Source organism: Streptomyces sp. NPDC102514, from assembly GCF_055584525.1.
This window is the reverse complement of the sequence record NZ_JBVJLW010000002.1, coordinates 95,283-114,734: the sequence shown is the minus strand read 5'-3', so window position 1 is coordinate 114,734 and position 19,452 is coordinate 95,283. Positions and strand designations below refer to the sequence as shown.

The 19,452-nt window shown below is 73.1% G+C and carries 1 protein-coding gene; it reads left to right on the top strand.

All coding sequences use genetic code 11. The annotated features are described in order from the left end of the window. Positions 1-61 precede the first annotated feature (61 nt). The gene (locus ACZ60E_RS05680) at positions 62-19,384 is read left to right on the top strand and encodes an amino acid adenylation domain-containing protein (protein WP_469438518.1); all 19,323 of its coding nucleotides are present in this window, start codon (positions 62-64) and stop codon (positions 19,382-19,384) included. Positions 19,385-19,452 lie beyond the last annotated feature (68 nt).

Sequence of the window (19,452 nt, the reverse complement as noted above, 5' to 3'; positions counted from 1 at the left end):
GGCTGAGCCGGTTCCGCACACTCTGGAGGCACGGTCAGCTGTGTCCGGTTTCGAATCGCGTGTGTCCGGTGTCGACGAGGTTGACGCGACGGCGTACTGGCGTCGACGGCTCGACCCCCTCCCTCAGGAGGCGGTCCTGCCCGTCGACTTCCCGTATCCGCTCAAGCCCGGCGGCGCGCCGCGCACGATCAGTCGCACCCTGGACGCGACGGCCGACGAGGTCACCCTCCTGTCCGCGTTCGTGGCGCTGCTGCACCGCTACGGCGGCGCGCACGACCTCACCGTCGGGTACGGGGGACTACCGGTCCGGGTGGCTCTCGACGGCGGAACCGGGTTCTCCGAGCTGGTCGGCCGCGTCCGTGCGGCGTGCGAGGAGGCCGTGGCCCACCGCGTCGAACCGGCCGCTCTGGTGGCCGAGTTGAGGCCGGAGCCGACCCGGGGCGGCGGGCTGCTGTTCAACACGTCATTCGGGACGGACGCGGCGTCCGGGGCGGACACGGCCTCTGCGGCGGAGGGGGGAGTCGAGTCCCGGGGCTCGCTCGACCTCGCGCTCGAAGTCCGCGCCGGTGACGTCCGGGTCACCTACCGGCCGGACCTCTTCCGGGACGGGACCGCCCTGCGGACCGCGGGTCACTACGCCACCCTGCTGGCCGACGCGATCGCCCGCCCGTACACCCCGGTCGGTGAACTGGACCTGCTGGACGCCGAGGAACGGCACCGCGTCCTGGAGGAGTGGAACGACACCGAGCACGACATCCCGCTGCGGACCTGGCCGGAGATGTTCGCCGACCAGGTACGGGAGCGGCCCGATGAGATCGCGCTCGTCTTCGAGGACACCAGACTCACCTACGCGGAACTGGACGAACGGGCCGACCGGCTGGCCCACGCCCTCGTCGCGCGCGGCGCCGGACCCGAACGCGTGGTGGCCCTCGCGGTGCCCCGCTCGGCCGAACTGATCGTCGCCGAGGTCGCCGTACTGAAGTCCGGCGCCGCCTATCTGCCGGTCGACACCGACTATCCGGCCGACCGCATCTCGTACATGCTGGCCGACGCCCGGCCCGCCTGCCTGCTCACCACCGCCGAGGTCGCGGCGGACATCCCGCCGTGCGACGGCATGGACGTCCTGGTGCTGGACGCGCCGGACACCGTACGGGAGTTGACGGAGTATCAGCCGGGCGCACCGGCCCGTTCGCTCTCCGTCGGGAACGCCGCCTACGTCATCTACACCTCCGGCTCCACCGGCCGGCCCAAGGGCGTGGTGCTCTCCCACGCGGGCGTCGCCAAGCTGGTCGCCACGCAGAGCGAGCGGTTCGGCATCGGACCGCACAGCCGCGTCCTCCAGTTCGCCTCGCCGAGCTTCGACGTGGCGTTCTGGGATCTGTGCCTCGGGCTGCTCTCCGGTGGCCGACTCGTCGTCGTACCGGCCGAGTTGAGGGTGCCCGGCGCCCCGCTCGCCGACTACGCCCACGCCAACGGCATCACTTTCATGATCCTCCCGCCGGCCCTCCTCGCCGCGATGCCCGAGGACGTCGAACTGCCGCCCGCCACCCTGCTCGCGGGCACCGAACGGGTCTCGCCCGAGCTGGTCGGCCGGTACGCGCGCGGCCGGATGATGTTCAACGCGTACGGCCCCACCGAGGCGACCACCAACTCCACCCTCGGCCTCTGCGACCCCGACACCCCCGCCGGCACCATCGTGCCGATCGGCGTCCCCGACCCCGGCACCCGCGCCTATGTGCTCGACGCCCGGCTCCAGCCCGTACCGGCCGGTGTCCCGGGAGAGCTCTACCTCGGCGGAGCCGGTCTCGCCCGCGGCTACCTCGGGCGGCCCGACCTGACGGCCGAGCGGTTCGTCGCGGACCCGTTCGGCCCGCCCGGCGAACGGCTGTACCGCACCGGCGACCTGGTGCGCTGGAAGGCCGACGGCCGGCTGGAGTTCCTGGGCCGCGCCGACGCGCAGGTGAAGATCCGCGGCTTCCGGATCGAACCCGGCGAGATCGAGTCCGTGCTGCGCGCCCACCCGGCCGTGGAGCAGGCCGCGGTCCTGGTCCGCGAGGACCGCCCCGGAGACCGCAGGCTCGCCGCCTATGTCGTTCCCTCGCTGGACGCCGACCAGGACTTCGGCGAACAGGTCCAGGAGTGGAAGGACCTGCACGAACTGCTGTACTCGGCGGCGGGATCCGAGGGCGCACGGGACGGCTCGGCGGGGCCGGGCGCCGACGCGACCGCGGGCTTCCGGGAGAACTTCGCCGGCTGGAACAGCATGTACGACGGGCTGCCCATCCCCGTCGCGGAGATGCGCGAGTGGCGCGAGGCGACCCTCGCCCGTATCGAGGAGTCGGCCCCGCGCCGCGTGCTGGAGATCGGGGTCGGCAGCGGTCTGATCCTCTCCAGGATCGCCCCCGGCTGTGAGGAGTACTGGGGCACCGACCTCTCCGAGGAGGCGGTACGGGCCCTGCGCGCCCAGGTCGACCGGGCGCCGGAGCTGGCCGGCCGGGTGCACCTGAGCGCCCGGCCCGCGCACGACACCTCCGGGCTGCCCCGGGCCCACTTCGACACCATCGTCCTCAACTCCGTCGCCCAGTACTTCCCCGGCGCCGACTACCTCACCGATGTCATCGGCGCCGCCGCCGAGCTGCTGGCCCCCGGGGGACGGCTGTTCGTCGGTGACGTGCGCAACGCCCGGCTGCTGCGCGTCCTGCGTGCCGCGGTGGAGACGCGTCGTGCGGCCGACCCGGGGGACAAGCAGGCACTGCGGGCCGCCGTGGAACGGTCGCTCGCCTGGGAGGGCGAACTCCTCCTGGACCCGGACTACTTCGCGGCCCTCGACGGCTTCGACGTCGACATCCGGGTCAAGCACGGCCACCACCACAACGAGCTGACGCGGTACCGCTACGACGTGGTGCTGACGCCGGCACGGACCGACGGCGGACCCGCCCCTCAGGGGCGCGGGGAACTGCGCGACCGAGCTGAAAGCGACGACGCCCTTTCAACCGACCTGGTCGTGGGTGACGGAACCGCCCGGCCGACCCCGGCCACGGGCGACGAGATCGCGTGGGCCGACGTGGCCGGCGGCAACGGCGACGCCCTGGACGCCCTCGCCGCCCTGCTCGCCGACCGCACGGCACCGCCCGCGGAACACACACCCCCCTTCCGTGTCACCGGTCTGCCCAACGCCCGTCTCGCCGAGGACCTGGCCGCGCTGTCCGCGCTCGACGACAGCAGCCGCGCCGCGTCCCCCGCCGACGCGCCGGACCCGGAAACCCTCCATGCCCTCGCCGCCCGGTACGGCCTGAAGGCCGCGGTCACCTGGAACGGGGTCGCCGACGACGGCAGCCTCGACGTGGTCTTCGGCCCCGCCGACAGCCTGTCCGCGACCTCGGGCGGGCTGTACCGCCCGTCCGGAACCGCCCCGCACGCCAACCGCCCCGCGCCCTTCCGTGACGTGAACTCCCTGATGAAGGCGCTGCGTTCGTACGCGTCCGAGCAACTGCCGGAGTACATGGTCCCGTCCGCCGTCGTCCCCCTGGACCGCCTCCCGGTCACCCCGAGCGGCAAGCTCGACGGCGCCGCGCTTCCCGTGCCGGACTACGGGGCCCTCAGCTCAGGACGCCCGCCGCGCGACGCCCGTGAGGAGGTGCTGTGCGCGGCCTACGCCGAAGTGCTCGGCCTGCGGTCGGCGACCATCGACGACGACTTCTTCGCCCTCGGCGGCGACAGCATCACCGCCATCCAGCTGCTCATCCACGCCCGCAGGGCCGGACTGCGGCTCAGCTCCCGTGATGTCTTCCGGCACCGGACGGTCGCGGCCCTCGCGGAGGCGGCGACCGTCCGCGCCGACGCCGAAACCGCCACGGGCGGAGGCGCGGGCTCAGGCCCGGACGCGGGTACGGGAACAGGGGCGGGCGCCTCCCATGCGCAGGCCCCGCTCGTGCGGCTCACCGACGCCGAACTCGCCGAGATCCAGGGCGAGTACCCGGTAACCGTGCAGGAGTTGCTGCCCCTGAGCCCCCTCCAGGAGGGCTTCTACTTCCACGCCCTCGTCGACGGCGCAGACCACGACGCCTACGTGGTCCAGCAGGCTCTCGAACTGTCCGGCCCCGTCGACGCCGAGGCCCTGCGCACGGCCGCCCAGCGCGTCCTCGACCGGCACGCCCCGCTGCGCGCCTGCTTCCGCCCGCTCGCCGACGGACGCCCGGTACAGATCATCACCGAGGGGCTCGAACTGCCCTGGCGCGAACTGGACCTGTCGGCGGCGTCACGCGTCGCCGACACGGAAGCCGGCAAGGCAGCCGAGGCGGCGGCCGAAACGGCGGCCGACGCCGTCGCCGCCGAGGAGCGTGCCCGCCGCTTCGACCTTGCCCGCCCGCCCCTGCTGCGCTGCGCCTTCATCAGGCTCGGCGAGGACCGCGCCCGCCTCCTGCTGACGTTCCATCACAGCGTCGCCGACGGCTGGTCGTTGCCCGTCCTGCACCGCGAACTGCTCGCTTCCTACGGCGAGAACCCGGCCCCGCTGCCCGAGGTCGCCCCGTACCACTCGTACCTGCGCACGCTCGCCGCCGCCGACCGGGACGCCGCCCGCGAGACCTGGCGTGACGCGCTCGCCGGGATCGAGGAGCCCACCCGTCTCGTCGAGACGCCCGCCGACGGCACGCCGATCACTCCCGCACAGGTCCGTGTCGAGCTGTCCGAGCAGGTCACCGCCCGCCTGTCGGCCCGCGCCCGCGAGCTGGGGGTCACCCTGGGAACGGTCGTCCAGAGCGCCTGGGGCCTGCTGATCGGACGGCTGACCGCCCGCCAGGACGTGGTGTTCGGCACCACGGTGTCCGGCCGGGACGCCGAGGTAGAGGGCATCGAGTCCATGGTCGGGCTGTTCATCAACACGCTGCCCACCCGCTTCCGTTGGGAGCCCTCGGACACCCTCGGCGGTCTTCTCGGGCGCCTCCAGGACGAGCAGGCCGCACTCCTCGACCACCAGCACCTCGGGCTCGCGGAGATCCAGCGGGTCGCCGGGCTCGCGGGCAGCGGCGAACTGTTCGACACCCTCGTCGTCTTCGAGAACTACCCGGCCGCCACCGGTCTCGCCGACCCCTCCGGCCGGGTCCGGGTCACGGGCCACGAGTTCCACGACGCCGTCCACTACCCGCTCGCCCTGATCGTGAAGCCGGGCCGCCGTCTCGACCTGCGGCTGAAGCATCACGCCCAGCGCCTCGACGCCGAGGCCGTACGCGGGATCGCCGACCGTCTCACCCGCATCCTGCACGCCGTGGCGGTGGACCCCGGGCAGTCGTCCGCCGCGCTGGAGCTGCTGTCGGCGGCGGAGCTGTCCCGGGCCCACCCGTCCGGCGAACGCCACGAGGTGCCCGACACCACTCTCGCCGCCGCCTTCGAGGCCCAGGCCGCCCGCACCCCGGCCGCCACGGCGGTCGTGTACGAGGGCGAAACACTCACGTACGCGGAACTCGAGGTGCGGGCAGCGGAGTTGGCGCGCAGACTCCGCACGGAGGGCGCCGGGCCCGGCGCCGTCGTCGCGGTCGCCGTCCCCCGCTCCGCCGACCTCATGGTCGCCCTGCTCGGCGTGCTCAAGTCCGGGGCCGCCTACCTTCCCGTCGACGTGGACTACCCCGCCGACCGGGTGACCCACATGCTCACCGACTCCGGCGCGACGACGGTCGTCACCACCTCCGGCACCGCGCACCGACTGCCCGAGATCCCGGGCCTCGCCCCCCTCCTGGTGGACGCCCCGGCCGACGAGCAGCCGGAAGCCACCGAGCGACCGGAAGCCGCCACCGCCGTCGTGGCGGGCGCCGACGACCCCGCGTACCTGATCTACACCTCCGGCTCCACCGGCCTGCCCAAGGGTGTCGTCGTCACCCATCGCGCGATCGTCAACCGGCTGGCCTGGATGCAGGGCCAGTACGGACTGGCCGCCGACGACCGGGTGCTGCAGAAGACCCCCGCCAGCTTCGACGTCAGCGTCTGGGAATTCTTCTGGGGGCTGTGCGAGGGTGCCACGGTGGTGCTCGCGCGCCCGGACGGCCACCGCGACCCCGCCTACCTCGCCGAGCTGATCCGCGAACAGGGCGTCACCACCCTGCACTTCGTGCCGTCGATGCTCGAAGCGTTCCTCCAGTCCTTCGAGCCGTCCTCCCAGCGGCCGGACGAGGTCACCTCACCTCCCGCGTGGGCCGCCTCCCTGCGGCGCGTCTTCAGCAGTGGCGAGGCCCTGCCCACCGCCGCGTCGGCCCGCTGGCTGGCCCTCACCGCGGTACCGCTGCACAACCTGTACGGCCCGACCGAGGCCGCCGTCGACGTCACGTACCACCCGTACGACCTCCACGACATCGCGCCCGGCACGACCGTGCCCATCGGGCGGCCGGTGTGGAACACGGACCTGCGCGTCCTGGACACCTGCCTGAGGCCGGTACCCCCGGGCGTGCCCGGCGAGCTGTACCTGACCGGCGTCCAGCTGGCCCGCGGCTATCACGCCCGGCCGGGCCTGACCGCCGAGCGGTTCGTCGCCGACCCGTTCGGCGGGCCCGGCGCGCGCATGTACCGCACGGGCGACCTCGTACGCCGTCGCGCCGACGGCGTCGTCGAGTACCTGGGCCGCACCGACCGCCAGGTCAAGATCCGCGGCAACCGCATCGAACTGGGCGAGATCGAGGCCGCGTTGGCCCGGCAGACGTCCGTCGCTCAGGCCGCCGTCACCGTCACCGCCACCGAGAGCGGCGGCAGCGCGCTCGTGGCGTACGTGGTCCCGGCCCGCGACGCACACCCCGAGCCCGCCGAACTCCGGACGGCCCTCGCCGACTCCCTGCCCGCCCCCATGGTCCCCGGCGCCTATGTCGTCCTGGACGCGCTCCCGCTCACCCCCAGCGGCAAGCTCGACCGCGCCGCGCTGCCCGCCCCGCAGGCGGTACGGGCCGGGGCGCGCGCACCCCGCGACGCGCGGGAGGCCGCGCTGACCGGCATCTTCGCCGCGGTGCTGAAGCTCGACGAGGTCGGTATCGACGACGACTTCTTCATGCTCGGCGGCGACAGCATCACCTCGATCGGCGTCTCCAGCCGCGCCCGCCGGGCCGGCCTCGACCTGAACCCCCGTGACGTCTTCGAGCACCGCACCCCGCTCGCCCTGGCCGCGGCGGCCACCCCGGTCGCCGAGACGCGCGCCCTGCGCTCCGACTTCGCGCTCACCGCCGAGGAGACCGAGCGCGTCCACCGGCTCAGCTCCGGCCCCGTGGACGACATCTGGCCGCTCGCCCCGCTCCAGGAAGGCCTGTTCTTCCACTCGACGTACGACGCCGGCACCCTGGACGTCTACACCGTCCACGAGTCGTTCGACATCGCGGTCCCGCTCGACACCGACCGTCTGCGCACCGCCGTACGGGTGCTGCTGGACCGCACCCCCAGCCTGCGTGCCGGGTTCACCAGCGAAGGACTGCGCCAGCCCGTGCAGTTCATCGTCCGCGACCCCGAGATCCCCCTCGAAGAGGTCGACCTCTCCGACCTGTCGGCCACCGAACAGGACATCCGCCTGCGGGAGTTGACCGAGGCCGAGCGCTCCCGCCGCTTCGACCTGACCCGCCCGCTGCTCTTCCGCATCCTGGTGATCCGGCTCGGCGAGGAACGCGGTGACCGTCTGGTCGTCGGCCGCCATCTGCTCCTGTGGGACGGCTGGTCCGCCTGGCTCTTCCTCGACCAGCTCTTCGCCCTGTACGAGTCCGGCGGCGACCCGAGCGGGCTGGCCGCCCCCGGCTCGTACCGCGACTACCTGACCTGGCTGGAGGTCCAGGACACGGCCGTCGCCACCGCTGCCTGGCGTACCGCGCTGGCCGGACTCGACGAGCCCACCCTGCTCGCCGCCGCCGACCAGGGCCTGGAGCCGGACATCCCGGAGAGCCTCGACGCCTACGTCCCGGACGAGGTCGGGACACGACTGCGCGACATCGGCCGCCGCCACGGACTGACCCTCAACACCGTGCTCAACGCCGCCTGGGGCCTGACCCTGGCGAGCGCGACCGGCCGCAGTGACGTCGTCTTCGGCACCACCGTCGCGGGCCGGCCGAGCGAGGTGCCGGAGATCGAGAACGTCATCGGCATGTTCCTCAACACCGTCCCCGCCCGTATCGCCTACGACCCGGCCGAACCCGTACTCGCCCTGCTGCGCCGCGTCCAGGACGAGCGGCTGGCCGTCATGCCGTACGAGTATCTGGGCCTCGGCGTACTGCAGGCCGAGACCGGGCACCGGCGGCTGTTCGACACCCTCTTCGTGCTGCGCAACAGCGACACCGAGGAACGGCTCGCCGAACTGAGCGACCAGCACGGGGCCACCGCCGTCGCCAACGTCGACGCCACGCACTATCCCGTCAACCTCGTCGTCACCCCGGGCCGCTCCATCCAGGTCACCCTGACCCACCGGGCCGACGTCATCGCACGGCCCCAGGCGCAGGATCTGCTCGACCGGTTCACGCTGCTCCTCGAACGGCTCACCCACGACCTCGACGCCCCGGTCGGACGACTGGACGCCCAACTCCCCGCCGAGCACGTGCGATCGGAGCGCGAAAGGGCCGAGGGACGGGTGCCCGACCCCGAGGACACCATCGCCGACCTGCTGGCGGCACAGGCCCTCGCCACGCCCGACACCACCGCGCTCGTCTTCGGCGACCAGACCCTCACCTACGCCCAGCTCGACGCCCGTATCAACCGCATGGCCCGACTGCTGATCGACCGGGGCGCCGCGCCCGAGCGGGTCGTCGCGCTCGGGCTGCCCCGCTCCCTCGACATGGTCGTCGCGCTCTTCGCCGTCCTGCGCACCGGTGCCGCGTACCTGCCCCTCGAGCTCGACTATCCGGACGACCGGCTCGTCGCGATGCTCCAGGACGCCCGGCCCACTCTGCTGCTGTCCAACACCGCCGTCTCCGAACGGCTGGCGGCGGCCGACACCCCCCGCGCCCTCCTCGACGACCTGGCGGTGACCGTCGAACTGGCCGCCTACCCGGCCGACCTGGAGCGGCGGCGCTTCAGCCTGGAGCACCCGGCGTACGTCATCTACACCTCCGGGTCCACCGGTCGGCCCAAGGGTGTCGTCACGCCCTACCGCGGCCTGACCAACATGCAGCTCAACCACCAGCGGGAGATCTTCGAACCGGCCATCGCCTCGGCGGGCGGACGCGGACTGCGCATCGCGCACACGGTGTCGTTCGCCTTCGACATGTCCTGGGAGGAGCTGCTGTGGCTCGTCGAGGGGCATGAGGTGCACATCTGCGACGAGGAGCTGCGGCGCGACGCCGAGGCCCTCGTCGCGTACTGCGAGACCCATCGCGTCGACGTCATCAACGTGACGCCCACCTACGCCCATCTCCTCATCGAGCAGGGCCTGTTGGAGGGCCACCGGCCGCCGCTCGTGCTGCTCGGCGGCGAGGCCGTGTCCGAGACCGTGTGGAACCGGCTCCGAGACACCGAGGGCACGTACGGCTACAACCTCTACGGGCCGACCGAGTACACCATCAACACTCTGGGCGGCGGCACCCTCGACAGCGCCACCCCGACCGTCGGCCGTCCGATCCGCGGAACCCGCGCCCACATCCTGGACGCCTGGCTGCGGCCGGTGCCCGAGGGCGTCCCCGGCGAGCTGTACATCGCGGGCATCGGTCTGGCCCGCGGCTACCTGGAGCGGCCGGGGCTGACCGCCGAGCGGTTCGTCGCCGACCCCTTCGGCGAGCCCGGCGAGCGCATGTACCGCACCGGCGACCTGGTACGCCGGGGCCCCGACGGCAACCTCGACTTCCTCGGCCGCACCGACGACCAGGTCAAGATCCGCGGCTACCGCGTGGAACTGGGCGAGATCGAGACCGCGCTCTCCCGGCACCCCCAGGTCGCGCACGCCGCCGTGGTCGTCCGCGACGAACGGCTCGTCGGCTATGTCGTCCCGGCCCCGCTCACCGGCGACGACCGCGACGGCGCCGAACGCGAGCAGGTCGGCGAGTGGCAGGAGATCTACTCCGACGAGTACGAGGAGATCAGCACCGCCGTCTTCACCGAGGACTACGCGGGCTGGGACTCCTCGTACGACGGGCAGCCCATCCCCTTCGAGGAGATGCGGGAGTGGCGCGAGGCCACCGTCGCCCGGATCCGCTCGCTGCGACCGCGCCGCGTCCTGGAGATCGGTGTCGGCTCCGGCCTGCTGCTGTCGAAGCTCGCGCCGGAGGCCGAGGCCTACTGGGCGACCGACTTCGCCGCCCCCGTCATCCGCAAGATCGGCGAGGAGCTGGCGCAGGACCCGGAGCTGGCCGCACGCGTCACCCTGCGTGCCCAGCCCGCCGACGACCTGACCGGTCTGCCCGCCGACGGGTACTTCGACACGATCGTCATCAACTCCGTCATCCAGTACTTCCCGAGCATCGACTACCTGACGACGGTGATCGAGGGAGCCATGCGGCTCCTGGCGCCGGGCGGCGCGCTGTTCGTCGGCGACGTCCGCAACCTGCGCCTCGCCCGGACCTTCCAGACGGAGATCCAGCAGGCCAGGACCCGGGGCATCACGGGGGAGGGACTTGAGCGCGCCGTCGAACGCGGGCTGCGCCTGGAGAAGGAACTCCTCGTCGACCCCGACTACTTCACCACCCTCGGCCACCGCGTCGACCTGCGGACCAAGCGCGCCCGCCACCACAACGAGCTGACCCGCCACCGCTACGACGCCGTCCTGTACGCGGGTGAGGCCGACCTCGCCCTGGAGCGCGTGCCGTCCGTCGGCTACACCGAGGACCTCGATCTGACCGACCTCGTCCGTGCGGTCACCCCGCTGCGGTTCACCGGCGTTCCCGACGCCCGCGTGGGAGCCGCCGGGGGAGTGGACCCCGAGTCGCTGCACGACCTCGGCGCGCGGCTGGGCTGCCAGGTCCTGACGACCTGGTCCCGCGAACCCGGCACGTACGACGCCGTGTTCATCCCCGCCACTGCCACTGCCACTGCCACTGCCACCGCCACCGACTCCGTCACCGCCGGCCCCGGGCGTACCGCCGGGTTCTACCTCCCCGGCGGCGGCGAGGCCCCGTACGCCAACGAACCCACCGCGGCCCGGGGAGCGAACAGCCTGGTCCGGCGGCTGCGCGACGACCTCAAGCAGCAGCTGCCCGAATACATGGTCCCGGCCGCGTTCGTGACCCTCGACCGGCTGCCCATGAACGACAACGGCAAGCTGGACCAGCGCGCCCTGCCCGACGCCGAACCCGCGGTCGCCCTCGGCACCGGCCGCGGACCGCGCACCCCGCAGGAAGAGGTGCTCTGCCGTCTCTTCGCCGAGGTACTGGGCCTGCCCGAGGTCGGCGCGGAGGACGGTTTCTTCGACCTGGGCGGCCACTCGCTGCTCGCCACCCGGCTGATCAGCCGGGCCCGCACCGAGCTGGGCGCCGAGCTGGCCATCCGCGACCTCTTCGAGGCGCCGACACCCGAACTGCTCGCTGCACGGGCCGACAGCGGGCGCCCCGCCCGTCCGGCCGTCGCCCCCGCCGTACGCCCCGACCGCATCCCGCTCTCACCGGCCCAGCGCCGGCTGTGGCTGGTCGAACGCATCACCGGCAGCGGTGTCGCGTACAACTTCCCGCTGGTCTTCCGGCTGCGCGGGGAACTCGATCTCGACGCGCTGCGGTCCGCGCTGAGCGATGTGGCGGGTCGGCACGAGGCGCTGCGCACGCTGTTCCACGAGCACGACGGAGAGCCGTTCCAGGTCGTCGTCCCGGCCGCCGAGGCCGCGCCCGGCCTCACCGTGACGGACTGCGCCGAACAGGCACTGGACGGGCTGATCGGGTCGGCGCAGCAGCGCCCCTTCGGCCTGACACACGAACTCCCGCTGCGCTGCGAGGTGTTCAGGGTCGGCCCGACCGACCACGTGGTGGCTGTCGTACTGCACCACATCACGACCGACGAATGGTCCGACCGGCCGTTCCTGGCCGACCTGAACACCGCGTACGCGGCCCGGGTCGCGGGTCAGGAGCCCGACCGGGCGCCGCTGCCCGTGCAGTACGCCGACTACACGCTGTGGCAGGAACAGCTCCTCGCCCAGGTCGGCGACGAACAACTGGCCTACTGGTCGGAGGCGTTGCGCGACCTCCCCGAGGAGCTGGCGCTGCCCCTGGACCGGCCGCGGCCCGCCGAGCCCACCGGACTCGGCGGCAAGGTCCGCCACGAGGTGCCCGCAGAGGTCGGCCGCACCCTGCGCGAGCTGTCCGGCGAGACCGGCACCAGCATGTTCATGCTCCTCCAGGCGGCCACGGCGACCCTGCTGCACCGGCTGGGCGCGGGCGACGACATCCCGCTCGGCGCGCCCATCGCGGGCCGCACGGACAGCGGACTCGACGACCTGGTCGGCTTCTTCGTCAACACGCTCGTCCTGCGCACCGACCTGTCGGGCGTCGACCTGACGTTCCGTCAACTGGCGTCCAGGGTGCGTGAGTCCGCGCTCGCCGCCTTCGAGCACCAGGACCTTCCCTTCGACCGGGTCGTGGAGGCCGTCAACCCGCCGCGGGTGGCGGGCCGCAACCCGCTGTTCCAGGTGATGCTGGGCTACCACTACCGCCCCGACGGCGACCCCGACCTGCTGGGCCTGTCCACCGAGTGGTCCGACATGGACACCGGCCGGGCCAAGTTCGACCTGCACTTCACCTTCGTGGACGAGCGGGACCAGCTGGTCCTGCTGCTCGACTACGCGACCGACCTGTGCGGCGGAACGACGGCGGAACGCCTCGCCGGACGCCTGGTCCGACTGCTGGCCCAGGTCGCCGACGCGCCGGACCTGCCCGTGCGTGACGTGGAGGTGCTGACGCCGCACGAGCGGGCGCTCGTCCTCGCGGACTGGAACGACACGGCCCACGAGACGGCCCCCACCACCCTCCCCGAGCTGTTCCGCGCCCAGGCGGCCCGCACACCCGACACGCTCGCGCTGGTCTTCGGCGAACAGCGGCTGACGTACGCCGAGTTGGACGCGCGCGTCGAACACACCGCACGGGTGCTGGCCGGCCTCGGCGTGGGTCCCGAGCGCACGGTGGCCGTCGCGCTGCCGCGCTCGGCGGACCTCGTGATCGCCCTCCTCGCGGTGCATCGCGCGGGCGGCGCCTATCTGCCGCTGGACGCCGACTACCCGCAGGAGCGCCTCGCGTTCATGCTGGAGGACGCCCGCCCGGTGTGCGTGATCCGCGACGGCCTGCCCGAGGGGCCCGAGGGCCCGCTTCCCGGCGCGTACGACCCGTCGAGCCCCGCCTATGTCATCTACACCTCCGGTTCCACCGGGCGTCCGAAGGGCGTGGTCGTACCGCAGTCGGGCATCGTCAACCGCCTGCTGTGGATGCAGGACGCCTACGGCCTGACCGGCGCGGACCGGGTGCTCCAGAAGACCCCGTCCAGCTTCGACGTCTCCGTCTGGGAGTTCTTCTGGCCGCTGATCACCGGGGCCGCCCTGGTGGTCGCCCGGCCCGACGGACACAAGGACCCCCGCTATCTCGCCGAGCTGATCCAGCGGCAGGACGTCACCGTCGCGCACTTCGTGCCCTCGATGCTCCAGCTGTTCCTGGAGGAACCGGCCGCCGCGGGATGCGCAGGCCTGCGCAAGGTGATGTGCAGCGGCGAAGCCCTGCCCGCCCCGCTCGCGCACCGATTCCACCGGACGCTCGCCTCCACCGAACTGCACAACCTGTACGGGCCGACCGAGGCCTCCGTCGACGTCACCGCGGTCCAGGTGCACCCGGGCGCCACCTCGGTGCCCATCGGACGGCCGGTGTGGAACACCCGCGTGTACGTCCTCGACGGCGCGCTGCGGCCGGTCCCGCCGGGTGTGGCGGGGGAGCTGTACCTCGCCGGTGCCCAGCTGGCCCGTGGCTATCTCGACCGTGCCGGACTGACCGCCGAGCGGTTCGTCGCCGATCCCTACGGCGGGCCCGGCGAGCGCATGTACCGCACGGGAGACCTCGCCCGCTGGACGTCCGACGGTACGGTCGAGTACCTGGGCCGCACCGACGACCAGGTCAAGATCCGCGGCTTCCGGATCGAACTCGGCGAGATCGAGTCCGTCCTCGGGCGCCACGACACCGTCGCCCAGGCCGTCGTCGTCCCGCACGGCCAGCGACTTGTGGCGTACGTCGTCCCGGCGGCGGGGCGTGGCACGGACCCTGCCGTCTCCAGTACCTCTGCGGTTCCTGGCGTCTCCGGAGCCTCCGCTGTCGCCGCGGTCCCCGATGTCTCCGCCGTTCTGCGCAGGCACGCCGCTGCCGAGCTGCCCGAGCACATGGTCCCCGCGGCCTTCATGGCTCTGGACGCCCTGCCGCTGACCCCCAACGGCAAGCTCGACCGCAGGGCGCTGCCCGCGCCCGACTTCGCGGCAGGGGCCACCGAGTCCCTGCCCCGCACCCCGCGCGAGGAGATCCTCTGCGGCCTGTTCGCCGAGGTCCTGGGCCTCGACCGAGTCGGTGTCCACGACGACTTCTTCGCCCTGGGCGGTCACTCCCTGGTGGCCATGCGGCTCGCCGCCCGCGTCCGGGCCGTGCTCGGCGCCGAGGCGTCCCTGCGCACGGTCTTCGACGCCCCGACACCCGCCCGACTCGCCGACGCGCTCCGCGACGGGGCGACCGACGGGGCCCGCGCCGACCTGCCCGTCCTCGCCCCGGCGGACCGGCCGGAACGGCTGCCGCTCTCCTTCGCCCAGCAGCGGCTGTGGGTCCTGTACCGGGTGGAGGGCCCGAGTCCCACGTACAACATTCCGCTGGTCTGGCGGCTTTCCGGGGCGCTCGACGCCGACGCGCTGCGGATCGCGGTCGACGATCTGGTGGCCCGCCACGAGCCGCTGCGCACCGTCTTCCCCGAGGAGGACGGGCGGGCGTACCAGCTGATCCTGGAGCCCGAGCGGGCCGGGATCGCCGTGCGGACCGCCTCCGTGAGCGGTGAGGAGGAACTGGCGGAGCGGCTGGCCGGGGCCGTCGGATACGGCTTCGAACTGGACCGGGAGGCGCCCCTGCGCGTCCACCTCTTCCGAACCGCCGAGGACGAGCACGTCCTGCTGCTCCTGCTCCACCACATCGCGGGCGACGAGTGGTCGGACCGCCCCCTCACCCGCGACCTGGCCGCCGCCTACGAGGCACGCGCGACGGGCCGTACGCCCGCGTGGGCACCCCTGTCCGTCCAGTACGCCGACTACAGCCTGTGGCAGCGTGCGGTGCTCGGCGACGAGAAGGACCCGCAGAGCTTGGCGTCCCGCCAACTCGGCTTCTGGAAGCAGGCGTTGGCAGGGCTGCCCGAAGAGCTGGCGCTGCCCGTCGACCGGCCCCGCCCGCTGGAGGCCAGCTACCGCGGGGGCGTGGTCGACATGGCCCTGGACCCGGAGCTGGCGGCGGGACTGCGCGAGCTGGCCCGGTCCGGCAACGTCAGCATGTTCATGATCGTCCAGGCGGCCGTGGCCGCCCTGCTGACCAGACTGGGAGCCGGTACGGACATCCCGCTCGGCAGCCCGATCGCCGGGCGGAGCGAAGAGGCACTGGAGGACCTGGTCGGGTTCTTCCTCAACACCCTGGTGCTGCGCACCGACACCTCCGGCGACCCGGCGTTCCGCGAACTGCTCGCCCGCGTCCGGGAGACCGACCTGGCCGCCTTCGACCACCAGGACGTGCCGTTCGAGCGGGTGGTGGACGTCCTCAGCCCCGCGCGCTCGCTCTCCCGGCACCCGCTGTTCCAGGTCATGGTCGTGTATCTCGCGGCGGGCGGTACGGGGGACTTCCTCACCGGCCTCGACGCCCGACGGGAGGAAGCCGGCGCGACCGGCGCCAAGTTCGACCTCTCCTTCGACTTCGTGGAACGCGGCGGAGACGACGGCACCGGTGCGGGCGGTGTCGACGGCGTCTTGGAATACAGCACCGACCTCTTCGACCACGCGACCGCCGAGGCGATCGCCGAACGGCTCGTGCGGCTGCTGCGGGCCGTGGTCGCCACCCCCGACACCCCGATCGGCCGGATCGACATCCTCGGCGACACGGAACGCCGACGCATCCTCACCGAGTGGAACGACCGGCCCCTGCTCGCCGGACCGACCACCGTACCGGCCCTCTTCGAACGGCAGGCCGCGCTCTCACCGGACGCACCGGCCGTCGCGTCCGACGGCATCAAGCTGACGTTCGCCCAGCTCAACGCGAAGGCGAACCGGCTCGCCCGGCTGCTCGTCGCCCAGGGCGCCGGACCGGAACGGCTCGTCGCACTGGCCCTGCCCCGCACCGCTCGCACCCTGCTGGCCATCCTCGCCGTGCACAAGGCGGGCGCCGCCTACCTGCCGCTCGACCCGGACGCCCCGACCGCCCACCTGACCGACACACTCGCCGACGCCCGCCCGATCCTGACGCTCACCACACGACAGCTCGCACCCCTGCTCCCCACGGACGGCCCGCCGCTACTGGAACTCGACGCCGAGGCCACCGCCGAACTGCTCGCCGCCCAGCCCGCGACCGACCTCACGGACACGGACCGCCTCGCGGCTCTGACCCCGCGCAGTCCGGCGTACGTCATCTACACCTCCGGCTCCACCGGGCGCCCCAAGGGTGTCGTCGTCACCCACGAGACGGTCGGCAACCTCTTCCACAGCCACCGCGAGACGCTGTACGAGCCCGCGAGGGCGATCACCGGCCGACGGAATCTACGTGCAGGACACGCCTGGGCGTTCTCCTTCGACGCCTCCTGGCAGCCGCAGCTGTGGCTCCTGGACGGACACTGCGTCCACGTCGTCTCCGACGAGACCCGCCGCGACCCGGACCTCCTCGCCGCGGCCGTCGTCGAGCACGGCTTCGACTTCCTTGAGGTCACCCCGTCGTTCTTCGCGCAGATGGCCGAGACCGGACTCGTGCGCGAGGACGGCAGCAGCCCCCTCGCGGTCGTCGGCGTCGGCGGCGAGGCCGTGCCGGGCGCACTCTGGGAACGACTCGGACGACTGAACGGCACCGAGGCGTTCAACCTGTACGGACCCACCGAGTCCACCGTCGACGCGCTTGTGGCCCGGGTGCGCGACAGCGACCGCCCGCTCGTCGGCCGCCCGGTCGCGGGCACCAGCGCGTACGTACTCGACGACCGGCTGCAGCCCGTCCCGCCCGGAGTGACGGGCGAGCTGTACCTGGCGGGCGGCGGCCTCGCCCGCGGCTACCTCGGCCGGCCCGCCCTGACGGCCGAACGCTTCGTCGCCAACCCCTTCGGAGGCGACCCCGGCTCCCGCCTCTACCGCACCGGCGACCTCGCCCGCTGGACGGCCGACGGGCACCTCGACTACCTGGGCCGTGCCGACGACCAGGTCAAGATCCGCGGCTTCCGCATCGAACCCGGCGAGATCGAGTCCGTTCTCACCGCCCACCAGGACGTCGCACAGGGCGTGGTGACGGTTCGTCAGGAGGGCGCGCGGAAACTGCTCGTCGCGTACGTGGTCCCGGCGTCCGGCGCACTGCCCGACCCCGGACGGCTGCGCGCCCACGTCGGCGGACAGCTGCCCGACCACATGGTCCCGGCCGCCGTGGTCCTCCTGGACCGGCTGCCGAAGCTCGCCAACGGCAAGCTGGACCGGGCCGCCCTGCCCGCCCCGGACTTCTCCGCGCTCTCCACCGGGCGTGCGCCCGGGACCGAGCTGGAGAAGACCCTGTGCACGGTGTTCGCCGAGGTGCTGGGTCTGGCCGAGGTCGGTGTCGACGACGACTTCTTCACCCTCGGCGGCGACAGCATCATGGCGATGCAGCTCGTCAGCAGGGCCCGCGCGGCCGACGTGCGGATCACTCCGCGCCTGGTGCTCCGGCACCGTACGGTCGCCGGTCTCGCCGAGGTCGCGACCACCATCGGGGCCGCCGACGCCCGTCCCGCCGACGACGGCACCGGCATCGTGCCGCTCACCCCGGTCATGCACTGGCTGCGCGAACTCGGCGGCCCGTTCCAGGGCTACCACCAGTCGGCCCTGGTCCGCACCCCCGCCGCCCTCGACCGCCCGAAGCTCACGGCAGTCCTGCGAGCCCTGGCAGACCGCCACGCGATGCTGCGCGGCACGCTGGTGCGTACCGCGCCCCTTGAGGGGCGCGGGGAACTGCGCGACCAGCCCTCACTGACCGTCAGCCGACGAACGACCGCAGTCGGCGAGGACGGCAACGGCGGCACCTGGAGCATCGCGGTCCCGCCCACGGACTCCGTGGACCCCGCGTCCTGGATCGAGCGCGTCGACGTCACAGGCCTGGACGCCGACGCCCTGCGGACCGCGGTCGCGGAAGGCGCCCACACCGCCCGCGGGACCCTGGCCCCCGACGCCGGAACCATGGTGAAGGCGGTGTGGTTCGACGCGGGCGACGAACCCGGCAGGCTGCTCCTGATGGCCCACCACCTGGTGACCGACGGTGTCTCCTGGCGCATCCTGCTGCCGGACATGGAGACCGCCTGGCGAGCGGTCGAGGCGGGACGCCCCGTCGAGCTGCCGCCCGTCGACACCTCCTTCCGCACCTGGGCGCGCACGCTCGAAGAACTGGCCCAGGACCCGGCCCGCGAACAGGAACTGCCCTTCTGGACGAGCGTGTTGGAGGGCGCGGCACCCCTGCCGCTGAAGAGCCCGCTGGACCCGGTCCGCGACACGACCGGCACCGTACGGCGGATGGAACTGCGGCTGCCCGCCGAGCACACGGGCCCGCTGCTGTCCGCGGTGCCCTCCGCCTTCGCCGCGAACGTCAACGACGTACTGCTCACCGGCCTCGGCCTCGCCGTGGCCGACTGGCGGCGACGGCACGACGACGGCGCCGGGGGACCGGTCCTGGTGGACCTGGAGAGCCACGGCCGCGACGAGGAGGTGGCCGGGGACGTCGACCTGTCCCGCACGGTCGGCTGGTTCACCAGCATCTTCCCCGTCCTCCTGGACCCCGGCCCCGTCGACCTGGACGCGGCCCTGGAGGGCGGCCCGGCCGTCGAGGAGGCGCTCGACCGGACCCGCCGGCACCTCGCCTCGCTGCCCGCGAACGGCGTCGGCTACGGCATGCTCCGCCACCTCAACCCCCGTACGGCACCGGTGCTCGCGGGCTTCGAGGCGCCGCCGATCGAGTTCAACTACCTGGGCCGCTTCGGCATCCCGGAGGCGACGGACTGGTCGTACGCCCCCGAGGAGGACGTCTCGGACATCGGTCCCGAGCCCGGTATGCGGGAAGGCCACGCGCTGGGCATCAACGTGGTGACCGAGGACCGCGCCGACGGGCCCGTCCTGGCGGCCCACTGGTCCTGGCCGGAGGCGGTCCTGGACGAGGAGGCGGTCCGCGATCTGGCGGAGACCTGGTTCCGGGCGCTCAGGGCGCTGGTCGCCCGCGCGGCGAACCGTGCGGCCGGGACGGCCGGGACCGCCGGTGACTAGTTCCCTCTCTGCCACCCCCCTCCCAGTCACCTCTGTCCCTGTCACCCTCACCAGCGTCACCCCCATCA